The 12,357-nt window shown below is 48.7% G+C and carries 11 protein-coding genes and 1 tRNA gene; 9 read left to right on the top strand and 3 right to left on the bottom strand.

The features are described from left to right. Positions 1 to 166 precede the first annotated feature (166 nt). Entirely contained in the window at positions 167 to 1,675 is a 1,509-nt protein-coding gene (locus J2S36_RS04005) for a zinc-dependent metalloprotease (protein WP_309955805.1), read from the bottom strand. 272 nt (positions 1,676 to 1,947) lie between these two features. Between J2S36_RS04005 and J2S36_RS04000 the strand changes: the two genes are divergently transcribed. Beyond that, positions 1,948 to 3,282: a YlbL family protein gene (locus J2S36_RS04000; protein ID WP_309955803.1), complete on the top strand. Its 1,335-nt coding sequence runs from the start codon at positions 1,948 to 1,950 to the stop codon at positions 3,280 to 3,282. An 84-nt stretch (positions 3,283 to 3,366) separates the two neighbouring features. On the opposite strand, the gene J2S36_RS03995 is transcribed toward J2S36_RS04000, so the two are convergent. Continuing rightward, positions 3,367 to 3,963 (bottom strand): PPA1309 family protein, encoded by a 597-nt coding sequence (locus tag J2S36_RS03995; protein ID WP_309955801.1) that lies wholly within the window; start codon positions 3,961 to 3,963, stop codon positions 3,367 to 3,369. Between the two features lie 53 nt (positions 3,964 to 4,016). Then, positions 4,017 to 5,144: a hypothetical protein gene (locus J2S36_RS03990; RefSeq protein WP_309955799.1), complete on the bottom strand. Its 1,128-nt coding sequence runs from the start codon at positions 5,142 to 5,144 to the stop codon at positions 4,017 to 4,019. A gap of 409 nt (positions 5,145 to 5,553) precedes the next feature. Here J2S36_RS03990 and J2S36_RS03985 point away from each other — a divergent pair, with 409 nt between their 5' ends. From J2S36_RS03985 to J2S36_RS03950, 8 genes are all read left to right on the top strand, one after another. Next, complete coding sequence (locus tag J2S36_RS03985; RefSeq protein WP_309955797.1) at positions 5,554 to 8,790, top strand: UPF0182 family membrane protein; 3,237 nt, start codon at positions 5,554 to 5,556, stop codon at positions 8,788 to 8,790. Between the two features lie 132 nt (positions 8,791 to 8,922). Next, a tRNA-Met gene (locus J2S36_RS03980) sits at positions 8,923 to 8,996 on the top strand. A 417-nt stretch (positions 8,997 to 9,413) separates the two neighbouring features. After that, positions 9,414 to 9,653 (top strand): helix-turn-helix domain-containing protein, encoded by a 240-nt coding sequence (locus J2S36_RS03975; protein ID WP_309955795.1) that lies wholly within the window; start codon positions 9,414 to 9,416, stop codon positions 9,651 to 9,653. Continuing rightward, on the top strand, positions 9,650 to 9,931 hold the full coding sequence (locus tag J2S36_RS03970) for a hypothetical protein (protein WP_309955794.1): 282 nt from the start codon (positions 9,650 to 9,652) through the stop codon (positions 9,929 to 9,931). Before J2S36_RS03975 ends, J2S36_RS03970 begins: the two co-directional genes overlap by 4 nt. A gap of 14 nt (positions 9,932 to 9,945) precedes the next feature. Further along, the gene (locus J2S36_RS03965; RefSeq protein ID WP_309955792.1) at positions 9,946 to 10,185 is read left to right on the top strand and encodes a hypothetical protein; all 240 of its coding nucleotides are present in this window, start codon (positions 9,946 to 9,948) and stop codon (positions 10,183 to 10,185) included. Continuing rightward, positions 10,185 to 11,285, top strand: a complete 1,101-nt coding sequence (locus tag J2S36_RS03960) for a helix-turn-helix domain-containing protein (RefSeq protein WP_309955791.1) — start codon at positions 10,185 to 10,187, stop codon at positions 11,283 to 11,285. Before J2S36_RS03965 ends, J2S36_RS03960 begins: the two co-directional genes overlap by 1 nt. Continuing rightward, positions 11,282 to 11,710 (top strand): hypothetical protein, encoded by a 429-nt coding sequence (locus J2S36_RS03955; RefSeq protein WP_309955789.1) that lies wholly within the window; start codon positions 11,282 to 11,284, stop codon positions 11,708 to 11,710. The genes J2S36_RS03960 and J2S36_RS03955 overlap by 4 nt, the downstream gene beginning before the upstream one ends. A gap of 140 nt (positions 11,711 to 11,850) precedes the next feature. Further along, on the top strand, positions 11,851 to 12,357 hold the full coding sequence (locus tag J2S36_RS03950; protein WP_309955787.1) for a hypothetical protein: 507 nt from the start codon (positions 11,851 to 11,853) through the stop codon (positions 12,355 to 12,357).

Below are 12,357 nucleotides of genomic sequence, written 5' to 3'. Positions count from 1 at the left end.
AATAGTATCTGGTCAGCGGTTCATTTTTTATGCAATCGGGGGTGATTCCCGTTTGTGGAAATGCTGAGCGAAAAAGCGCAGGCACAGTCCGCTGATATTTTGCAGTGGACTGCGCCTGCAATTTTTGTTGCACGTAATTTTGTGTACGTGCAACGGCACGTGTGGATTAATCCGTTGTGGTGTCGTCTTCCGGTTTTTGTGTGTCTGGATCCGCTGCTGGATCCGAATTTGCGGGTTTTGCTGATTCGTTAAATAAATCAGCCAGGAAAGAATCAAGCTCAGCAGAGATATCGTTAGCTGGAGCATCCTGGAAAAATGCTGTGATATCTCCGTTGAGCGCTGCTGCGCTCGGCAGTAAATCGGGGTGATTCCACAGCGCATCCCGCTCAGCGCTTCCTAAGTGTGTTTCAGCAAGCTGCCAGAAAGTGACGGCAGCACGCATATTTCGGGGTGTTAATTCCATCCCTAATTGCATCTCCCACACACCCTTTGCCGGATTGTCGGTAGCGTAGCGCCGCGCAAACATTTCCCGCAAAGCCATTGCGTTCGGTAAATGCGGTGCTACCGCGCGTGCTGAAACTTCACTGACCCAGCCTTCAACCAAAGAAATGAGATGCTCTAAACGATTCAAAACTTCTTGTTGTGATGGTGAAATCTCAAGCGCAAAGATATCGGTAAGATCGATTTGCCCCATTGATTGTGGGTTCTCGAAAGTCATCTCGCGGACCTTTTCCTCGATCGCCTCAGTATCGATTTCAATCCCGGGTGCATATTCGGCAACTGTGTCAAGAATCCGGGTACGCAGCCAAGGCACATGCGTAAAGAGTCGGGCAGCAGCAAGTTCACGCACGGCGATATATGCTAATACTTCACTCGCATCAATTTCGAGATCTTTTGCAAAATTTGCAATATTAGTCGGCACGAGAGCCGCTGTGGAAGCCTCCATCAATGGCAACCCGGTATCCGATGTGCCAAAAGAATTACTTGCCAGCTGAGCTAATGCGCTGCCGTATTGGATCCCCAAAACTGAACCAATTGCAGAACCGAGAAGCGCTGCCGGATCGCCCATCATTCCAAGCATTTGCTGCATTTCTTCAGGGGCATCTGCAAGCTGATTTTTAATCGATCGTGAAATCGCGGCAGTGATATGTGCGCCTACTGGATCCATCAGACGTTTGAAAGTAGGTAATGAATGAGCGATCCAGTCGAGCCGATTCCATGCCATATTAGTGCCGGTGACGGGTCCAAATTCGGTTGCGGCATCAAGCCAGAGTGAAGCAGTACGCAGCGCATTGCGAGCTTCGTCAGCTGTTGCGTTTGAAAGTGAATCCAGGTTTTTCTGGACTACCGTCTGCCGTGCAACTTCCTCTGCGATTTTCCAATTTACGGGGCCTTTGCCGTCAGCACCAAGCATCGACTGAATTTGCTGTGAAATTACCGTGAAATTTTCGCCGGTAAAAATATGCGGCATTCCTTGGATCGAATCCATCCCCGGGAGAAAAGGCATTCCGGGCAGACCGAACGGGGAAGCAGCAGAATTTAATCCTTTATCACGCATTGCGGAAATGATTTCCGCAGCAGCTTTATCGCCAAGAATTGAGCGTAAAGTTTGCTCTAATTCAGCGAAATCGCCTTCGTCATCATTTCTTTGTGCACCATTTTGCGCTTCACTCATCGAATCCTCCTGCATTATTTATCATTAGCGTATCGGGTTGTGTGAATCTGCCACAATCTGAAGTCTAATGTGCCCACAGTTTAGCACTTAGCGAATCTTCCCGACTGCATCATGTGTAGCGATACATAGTTTGGAGTGATGCGATGTATTCTTATGCTCAGTTTGGAAAATTGGTTTAGATGGATCGCTTCTGCATGAATGTGCGAAGCGCGATGCAGTGAACTATGGCTGCCCTATAGTTTCATGCTGCAGCGGATCAGTGAGGAGCAGGAATGTTTTTCCGCAGACGGCGTTTTGCGCCAGAAGATTCACGTGATTTTAGAAAGCCGCAACCTGCGTCGAATAATTTGCTGCAAACTTGCGATATTCCAGACTCAGAAAAGGATTTTGCGGTGTCTGTGGAAGAAAATGCACAATTTGCGGTGTCGGTATCGGAAGTTAAGGCTGGAGTAGGGAAAACACATCCGGTATCGCTCCGTACACTGGCTTGCTCACACACTGGGCGCACGATTCTGGCTGGAATTTGCTTTTGTATTTTCGTGTTGCTTGCAATGTTCTTGCCTTCGAGTTTTTTAGTGCAGACGGCGGGACCGGCAATTAATGTTAATTCAGATATTGACGGGAAACCGATTGTGCAGATCAGTGGTGTGCCAACCGAGCCAAGCGAGACGAAGCTGTTCATGACTACCGTCTCGGCCTGGGGTGCACCAACTCAAGGTGTGCCAGGAGCGCAAGCCTTAGCGGCGCTACTGAAGGGCGATTGGCAGCTGATTCCATTACGTGCATTTTATCCGCCCGAAGTCAGTGCGGATGAAGTAGCAGCGCAAAATAATCAACTAATGGCTAATTCGCAGGATTCTGCGGCACTCCTTGCCTTTGAACTTGCTGGTTTTGCGGTGCAGATGGATGTCACTGTGGTGGGCGTGGATCAGAAAAAACCGTCAGGAAAAGTACTCCAGCCGGGGGATGTGATTCGGGCGATCGGTGTAAACTCGGGGCATGCGACGGTAACTGATGCGAAGCTCACGCCAATAAAATCGCATTATGAGCTTGCGCAGATACTTGACCGGACACCTCCTAAGAGCAGGGTCAAACTGGAAATTGAGCGTGCAGGAGAGCGTAAAATAGTTGAATTTGCGACGCTTCCATATCCTCCTGATAATACCGGTTGGGTGCATCCTGGTTCGCTTCTCGGTGTGGCGATCACCGTCGAAAATGTGAAGATTCCGGGGAAAGTTGAGTACATTGTAGAAGGCATTGGCGGACCAAGCGCAGGAAATATGTTCACGCTTGCATTGTACGATCTGCTCACCCCTGGAAGTTTGGGCGGAAAAGCAAAAATTGCTGGCACCGGCACTGTTGCCTGGGATGGTGATGTTGGGCCGATTGGCGGGATCGTGCATAAGCTACGTGGAGCTGCGAAAGCAGGAGCTACGGATTTTCTCGCGCCCGCAGAAAATTGTGGGGAAACTATTGGTATGGAACCGCGCGGATTAAACATCTGGGCAGTCCGTTCTACAGATGAATCAATCAAAGTAGTGAAAGCAATCGCTGCAGGCGATACTGCCGGGTTACGAACATGTAAAGACGTGGCTGGTGCATCTTAAGGCAGCAGCAAATGCCGTGACGCAAGCTGCGAAATAATTATTTGCCGGGCAGAAGGAGATCGCTCATCGGCGGAAGCTTGCCGGTTACTTTTCAGGGTTCTCCGCTTCAGGTAGCTGCGTAAAAGTAACTTCAAGAGCAGCACAAAGACCTGAAAGCAGCTCAGCGCCGGAAAGTACTAATTCATCCCGATCGTGATCACGCATCCGCAACGCGCCCCAGGTAGCGCCATCGCGCATCAACGCGGCAACCATGCGCACATCTTGCCGTTGGGGGTGGGCTTGCAGGATTTTCATTGCTGCCTGCTCATCAGTTGGCAGTTCAACTTCGGCTGAGGGTGGTAAAATTACACGTTCTACACTGATCGCCACTCCGTCTACATCTGCTGGCCAATAAATCTGACCGAGTAATTCTGTAATTGAATCTGCAGCAGGCAGACCTTCTTGTTCTACGGAAAAGAGCGTGTGCGCTGTAGCTAGGTGTGTGGCTGCGAGATTCTCGTCTGCGCTCAGCTCTTTTGCTAATTCCGGATTTGCCGCGAGGGCTTTTTGCACGTTGACTAAGGCAAAGATCCGGATTGGCGCATCCCAACCAGCTTTTGCTACATATTGCTCGATTTCAATTGTGGCATCACGTAAGGCTTGTGTCTGCGGGGAGAGGGCGGGATCATTTGAATCATTCATACTGATTATTTTCGCATATTTTTGGGTCTTTTGAGATTTTCTATTTTTCGATTTCAGCCGCTCTCGCCTGTATCGCGCGGCATGTCAGTAATCGTTTTCACCTGGTTATTTGAGGCAAACCAATGACAGCGACACTTTGGATGGCGCGTGAGCGGCATCAATTGTGGAAGTTCGGGAATGGGTGGAATCTTCCAAGCTTTTGCAAAGAGCGTGCAGTGATTGTCAGGATTTTCTGCTGTTTTGCGCACTTGATCACGGGAGCGTGCAGAATTTGCGAAATTGTAGGTGTCAAGATATTCAAGGGCAGCGCGGAAGAGGAAGCTGGCTGCTAATTTTGCGCTCGCCAGTGGGATTGGGAGTCGTTTCAAGGCGGCCGCTTGCGGTGCTAATGCGGCCCAATTTTCGTCGATATCTTGACGGTAGTATGCCAAGCACATTCCGCACGGGCCTATTTGTGGGATCAGAAAAGGACCGGCAGTGATATCAATTTCGCCGATGGTTGCGACCAGTACTGGGATTTGCGCACCAAGATATCTATTTATCAGGAGCGGATCTATGCCGTGGTGGCCGGTGATAATTGCAAGATGTGTTAGGGAGCGTTGCGGAAAATCGCTTTGCAAACTTGATTCTGTCAGTGAAACTGTTTGCATTTGCGGCAAATTTGCGCGCAGATAGCTGGCTAATGCAAGATTTTTCCGCATTCCGAGGCATTCATTCTGAAAGATCGGATGGGAGAGCGGACCTGAGATCGAAGTGTCGAGAAGCGTGAAATTTCTGACGCCAGCTGCTGCTAAAGAGAGAGTGATCTCTGTGCTGATCCAATCTAATTTCGGGATCGTGATCTGCATCTGCTGCCGTGAGTGTGGCAGATGCCCATAAATTCGCCAGTGTGCTTGATATTCGGGGAATAGTAGCGGGTGCTGTTGATCGGGAATTGCTGGCTCAATGAAGGATAAATGGTGCAGCCATTTCTGGATTTGATGCAAACGATTTTCACTCACGTCATTTTTCTTTGCAAACAGGGCCAGTTCGGCTTGGGTGCGTGTATGTACTAGAGCTTCGATCAATCTGATTTCTGATTTGGAAAATCCGATTAAACACTGAGCTATTCGCGGATCGATACCGATTTGTGCATGGCTCAGGCTGCTCCAATAAATGCCGAGTCCCGAATTTAATTGCATTTTTGCCCTTTCTGCGCGGCACGGATTTTTAGTGCGGCTGATTCTTTGTTGCGAAGAATTCTGTTAGCCTGATGCGAAATTGGCTGGGATGTTTTCTCTTCGATGCAAACATCATGAAATTAACACCGCGTGCAATTGGAGCGTAGCGAAAATCCACAGTTGTGGATCTTAGCTACGCATCTAGAGCGGAATAGGTATTCTGAAAGATTTCTCTTTGCAGCTGAGCGCGCGATGTGGGTTTGCGGTGCTAGATTACGGATTCAAATTTCAACGCACAAATGATTTGTGGGTATTTTGCTTGGTCGGGATTCGCTTTCAGCTGGCAAAATCTGCTGTGATGCTTGGCATCTGATAGCCTTTTGCTAAACGAATTGCATCTTGAATTGATCAACCAAAGGAGGTCAGGAGATTGGGTACTGCTGATAAATCACATTCGTCTGCAAAACCAAATCCTTCAGGAAAAGGTAAGAAAAATAGCCAAAAGTTGCAAAAAGGCGGATTAAAAGGTGGCGCCTTTGGCATCATGCTAGGCGTGCTCGCCATTATTTTGATGTTCCTGGTGCTCTTTTCCCGCTTCTGGACAGAACTGAAATGGTTTGAACAAATTCAGGCAGTACGGGTTTTCTGGACCCATTACGGGGCATTCCTCGGAATTGCTGCAATCGGAATCGTCACGCTCTTCTGTATTCTTGCGGTTTCGGTATTAATTGCTTTCAGCGGGAAGACGGCTGCTGGTAAAGCCAATTTGCGCAATACTAAGCCGAAGCGGAAAGATGCAGACGATAAGCCGTCTGCATCGAAAGTGCATGAAGCGAAAATCGATGATGCCGATTCGATCTTCGCTAATCTCAGTGCACAATTTCAAAGTCAGTTCAGTGCTGCTGCTCCGAATCGTCCAAAGATGCCACACAAGAGTGGTGAGAGTACTTTCAGCCGCGCATTTATCTGGATCGGGATCTCCGTTTTGAGCATCTTTTTTGGTGGTCAGCTTGGATTGAAATGGCGTGAGCTCTTACTTTGGTTTAATTCCACTCCTTTCGGGGAAATTGACCCAGAATTTGGGAAAGATGTGTCCTTTTATGTGTTCACTTTGCCAGTACTTCATGAAGTGATTTATTTTGTATTCATTGCGCTTGCGCTATCTTTGGTAGTTGCCGTGGTTGGATACTGGTCAAAAGAAGATATTGATTTTAGAAAAGGTAAATTGCGGGTGAGTCGGCGTGCCGCGATCCATACCGGGATCCTTGCCGCTTTGTTTACAGTGGCTGTGGGTGCGCAATTCTGGCTTGCACGCTATGATCTTTTGCTCGGCAATAATTCCCGTTTTGCAGGAGCAAGCTTTACCGATATTAATGCTGCAAAGCCGGGCTTAACGATCTTGACGATTTCCGTTTTGTTGGTTGCGGCGCTATTTGTTTATGCCGCATTCCGCAATTCGTGGAAGCCGGCAGTGGTTGGTGTGGCGGCTACTGTTGCCGCAAATCTTGTGCTTACTGGGCTATATCCGTTCCTAGTGCAGAATTTCCAAGTTGATCCGAATGCGGCTGAACTTGAGTCTGAGTATATTCAGCGTAATATCAATGCAACCCGCAAGGCGTATGGCATTGATGAGGTTGAAACTCAGCAGTACGCGGCACGGACTGAAGCTCAGAGCGGGCAGTTGCGCCAGGATTCCGAGACGGCAGCGCAGATTCGTCTGCTTGATCCATCGATCGTTTCACCATCATTTAATCAATTGCAGCAAAACCGGCAGTATTATCAGTTCACTGATCGGCTTTCTGTAGATCGTTATGAAATTGACGGGCGAATGCGTGATACTGTGATCGCGATGCGTGAATTGAACCTGGATGGTCTGGACGATTCACGGCGTTCATGGGTGAATGATCATACCGTCTACACGCATGGTTTCGGGGTGGTAGCGGCTTATGGTAATACCGTCACGACAAAGGGCGATCCGGCTTTCTGGGAGTCTGGTATCCCGAGTTCTGGCGAGATGGGTGAATATGAGCCGCGGATTTATTTCGGGCAAAATTCGCCATCATATTCCATCGTGGGGGCACCGCAGACGGCCGAACCGTGGGAGCTTGATTATCCAGATGATAAGGCGCCAAATGGGCAGGTGAATACCACTTATCAGGGAGACGGTGGACCAAAGATTTCGAATGTTTTCGCGAAGCTGATGTATGCGATCAAGTTCCGCTCCACAGAATTGTTCTTCTCTGATCGTGTTACTACAAGTTCTCAGATTCTTTTTGACCGTGATCCGCATCAGCGTGTAGCAAAGGTTGCACCTTATCTCACATTGGATTCAAAGGCTGTGCCAGCAGTAGTTGATCTTGATGATGACCCTGCTACACCGAAGGAGTTAGTGTGGATCATTGATGGTTACACCACCTCGAATAATTACCCATACTCTGCGCGTGAGACACTGCAAGAAGCCACTGCGGATTCACTTTCGGGTGGTATTCGCGGCGGGCGGAGCTTAAACGCGCCAAAGCAGATCAACTATATTCGGAATTCGGTGAAAGCGATTGTGAATGCTTATGACGGTTCCGTGACGTTATTCCAGTGGGATCGGGAAGATCCGATTATTAATGCGTGGAAGAAGATTTTCCCTGGGCAGGTAACTGAACTTGCGAAAATGCCGGGAGATTTGATTGCGCACGTGCGTTATCCTGAGGATCTATTCAAAGTGCAGCGCACTTTGCTGGCGCGCTACCACGTGCAGGATGCGAAGTCTTTCTACTCTGGTGGTGATTTCTGGCAGGTTCCGACCGATCCAAACTCGGGTAGTAAGGAAAAGGAAAATGCGCCAGCGCAGCCTCCGTATTACATGACTTTGCAAATGCCAGGGCAAGAGCAGGCGTCATTCTCGCTTACTACGTCGTATATTCCTGGTGGAAATACCAAGCGTAATGTGATGACGGGCTTCTTGGCGGCAGATTCTAATGCTGGTTCACAAACTGGAAAGATTTCTGATTCGTATGGGAAACTACGGCTTCTTGAGACTCCACGTGATCTGACGGTTGAAGGACCGGGTCAGGCTAAGAATACGATGTTGGCAAATCCGGATGTCTCGCAGGCGCTGAACTTGCTGCGTCAAGGCGGTACGAATACGCGTGAAGGAAATTTGCTTTCCTTGCCAATTGGCGGCGGGTTGCTTTATGTACAGCCAATTTATGTGCAGGCTGCTACTGGTACGCAGTATCCGACATTGCAATATGTGCTGGCACTTTTCGGAGATAAGGTTGGATTCGCACCGACGCTTGATCAGGCACTTGATAAAGTCTTTGGCGGCGACTCTGGAGTGCAAGCTGGCGATGCGGCGATAGCGGGAGATAAGGAAGCTCCGATCAATGCGGATGCTGGCGGTGCAGCTGATACTGGCAGCTCTGGGGCAGTGAAGGCTCCAAATAGTGCCGGAAGTGATGCGGGCGATCAGGGAACTGCTACTCCTGCGGCTCCTGCTGTGCCGGCTCCTGCTGGCGGGAATTCTTCACTTGATGTGGCGTTGCGGAATGCTGAGGCTGCTATTTCTGAGAGTGAAGCTGCGAGAAAGACTGGTGATTGGGCTGCGTATGGAAAAGCGCAGGAGAAGTTAGCGCAGGCAATTAAGGATGCGGTAGCAGCTCAGCGTGGGAAGTAAGGGGTGAGCTCTGAGATGTGTATTCCTCACGTGTTGCGGTTGTGCAAAATATGATAAACGCAGCACGTGAGGAAAGGCACCACGAGCTGTCTTGCATTTCGCTGAGGAATACCATTAAAGTAATAGAGCCGACGCGGAGTGGAGCAGTTCGGTAGCTCGCCGGGCTCATAACCCGGAGGTCGCAGGTTCAAATCCTGTCTCCGCAACTGATACAAGATCCCTGGACTCGTAAGAGTTCGGGGATTTTGCTTTTTCAAAAGCAACCGACTCATTCGGTAAGAGATCTTCAATGTCGAGATCGAGAAACGCAGCAGTTTTCACAAGGTCAGTGACCGACCAACCTGTTCTGCCTGAAATTTTAAGAGAAATAGCACTGCGCGTAATTCCAAGGGTGTCAGCAAGTTGCATTTGCATCAGCCCGCGCCGTCGAAGCCAGAGGCTAACTCGCTCGCTAATGATTTGATCAACTGTCATTGTTTGAATGAAATTATCTGTAATAATCATGTCTATATTATATAATATAGTTTAGTTAAAATCAATTAGCTGAGATTGACAAATATTCATCACCGATAATATTCTCTTAATTAGTTGAGTAAAACTAAACGAATTGAGAGATATTGAATATGTCTGAATTAATTTCCTCTGCTGAGGCTGCTGCAATTTTGCCTGAGACTTCTACACAGTCTTTGCTGCGGTGGGCGCGTGAAGGAAAGATTCCTTCTGTCCGTTTGCCTTCTGGCAGGCGGTTTTTTCGGCGTGAAGATATTGAAAAACTACTCGCCCCGTTTCAGCCGTCTGTATCTGATTCTTTTGGCTCTTTTTCTGATGTGCCTTTTCCTGGCATGGAAGAGTGTGATGCGTGATGGCTAGTGGTACGTTGAAAACTTTGATTGCGCCTGATCGTGATCCGGTGACGATTGAGGGTAAGCCTTGTTGTGCTAATGGGCATCCTTGGCAGTCTCGTACTACTCGTTGGCGGTATCGGGTTCGTGATGGTCGGCATGGTTCGGGTTGGGAGCGTGATTGTCTTGTTTGTAAGCGTATGGCGGATAAGGCTCGTGCATCTAATTTTGCTGGTCGAAATCAGCAATTGATTGTGGACGTGACTAAGACTGGCACGGCGTGGCATACGCGGTTTTAGGGTGGTTCGGGGTTATGGAAACGTTGAGTTTATCTGTGTTTAAGCAGCTTTTAAGGCAGGCTGAGGAAAAGTCTGAAGGGGATTTGCCTGTGCTTGTTCGTTTGCCTGATGGTGAGCATGGTTGCGTGTCTGGAATGCGTCCGTTATTGATTTTGAATTCTGATGGTGACGGTGATTTGAAGGAAGTTGGGTTGCCGTCAGCGCTTATTGCGTTAGTGGTTGAGTGTGTGCGTGTGGAGGGTGGGGGTTTGTAGTGTCTTGGCGTGCGTCTGCTTGGTGTTTGGATCAGGTGAAGGGTGTTGGTGCGAATGCGAAGTTGGTGTTGTTGGCTTTGTGTGAGTTTGCTAATGATGAGAATGTTACTTGGCGGTCGCAGGAAGAGATTGCTGTGCGTAGTGAGTGTGAGGTGCGGACAGTTAAAAAGCATTTGAAAGCTTTGGAAGGTTGGGGGTTGATTTCTCGGAAAGGGATTTACCGGTGGTGTGATTCTGATTCTGAGGTGTGTATGGCTCGCTCGCCTCATAAGCATCGGTCTGGCACGGTTTATCGGGTGCATCTTGAGATTGGGGATTTTGTTGCTCCAGATCATGTAGTAGTGCCAGATTCAGATTCAGTTTCTGTTGGTTCTGTGGATAAGTCCATAGGTGCAAATATTGCACTTGTGGAGAAAACCGCGTCAGAAAGCCAAAAAGTCCATAGGTGCAATATTTGCACTTGTGAGGGTGGGGATGGTTCCACAGGTGCAAATTTAGGTATTCCACAGGTGCAAGAGCGTGCACCTATATGTAACAGTAAACCTCCAAGAATATCCTCCAACCATTCCAGGGAAGCCTTAGCTTGTGGAAAAAGTGATTCTTCTGGTGTGGCATGGCATGGTGGGATCGGGTCTGAGGATCAAGTTTTGCTGCAAGAGTGTATTCCGCCGGATTATCTTTCGGTTCTTGGTGAGAGTGCGGCGAAAGTGTGCTTGGAAGTTTTACGGGTTGGGATTGGTCAAGGTTGGGAGCCGAGCCAGATTCGATTAAAACTTGCAGCTCAGCCTTTGCCGGTGGATTTAGCTAATGGGGGCGGGTTGGTGATTTACCGTGTGCGTGATGCGCTTGCGGTAAAGCCGGTGCCGGTTTCTGGTAGGCGAGAGCGTTCGCCTGGTGAAGTATTTGACCTGGTGAACTCGATTCTTGAGGGTAGGTCTAGTCTGCCGTGGCAAAAGCAGTGTTTGGTGGTGAATGGGTTTTTGAATAATTTTCCGCGTGCTGATGCGGGTTTGGTGTCTCGTGCTGATAGGTGGCTTTCAAAGCAGCTTTCATCAGATTCTGCAAATTCTGATTCGTTGGATGGGAAGGTTTTATTGTGAGTGGAAATCTTGTTTCGTTTGTTCCAAGGTGTGTGTCTCTTCCGATCGAGTTATGGCAGCGTCAGGAGCTTACGTATGTGGAGTTAGGTATTTTAGTTATTCTTCTTTCTGGTGATTTAGAAGATGGTGGATATAGGTCTTTGGCTAGGCGTAGCGGTGCTGGTGAGAAAGCTTGCCGTGCGGCGCTGCGTCGTCTTGAGCGGGCTGGGCTAGTGTATCGGTTCTTGATGGTGAAAGACGGGAAGAAGCATTCGGTGATGGTTTCTTCGCCTTTTCCTGTAAGTGTAGATCAAGCATGTGAAAAGCTGCTGCAAGCCAGGGAAGGGGATGTTGTTTCTTGCTTATCGCACCCATCTTTTTCAAAAAGCAAGGAAATATCTGGGGAAGCCTGTGATAAAACGGGTATAGAGCCGAGTATGGCTTGATTAGTCTTCCGGTCAGGAGCTGTTTTTCAAGATACTCCCCAGATAGACACTCCATATCCATAAATCCGGTTCCTGATCGGGATTAGAAATAAATCAAAAAATTTCACTTAAGAGAAAGCGACAAGAAAATGAACAAATTAATGAATATGTCTAAAAAGGCTAAGATCCTTGCCGGTGGTGGTCTTATCGGTTTGTGTGCTTTGATAGTGGGAATATCTTTTTGGGTCTGGTCAAATTCAGATGTGCGTGTAGAGGATTCGTCTAAGGGATATAAGCAAGTGGTGAAGTCTTCAGATGAAGATATTGAGCCAAGCTCGGTTAAGCCTGCTGCTCCGGTAACGCCTGCGCCTAAGCCTGATCAGCCGGTTAAGCCTTCTGTTCCTGCTAAAAAGTCTCCGGCAGTGCCTTCAGCAAAGCCTGTGCAGCCGGTTAAGCCTGCACAGCCAGCTCCGGTAGCGCCTGCTCAGCCTGCGCAACCGGTTAAACCTGCACAGCCAGCTAAGCCTGCTAAGCCGAGTGCAGATCAGTCTTCGATTGTGCCGGGGTCAAAGGATCCAAGTGGTGGTACTTGGGTAGTAACCGGAGAAAAGGATCAGTGTTTTTCTGGGGTTTTAGGTTCTGATCCTGTTGAAGTTCCTTGCCCTTAA

The organism is Arcanobacterium hippocoleae (assembly GCF_031456295.1).
GTDB lineage: Bacteria > Actinomycetota > Actinomycetes > Actinomycetales > Actinomycetaceae > Arcanobacterium_A > Arcanobacterium_A hippocoleae.
This window is presented reverse-complemented; position numbering and strand designations above follow the sequence as displayed.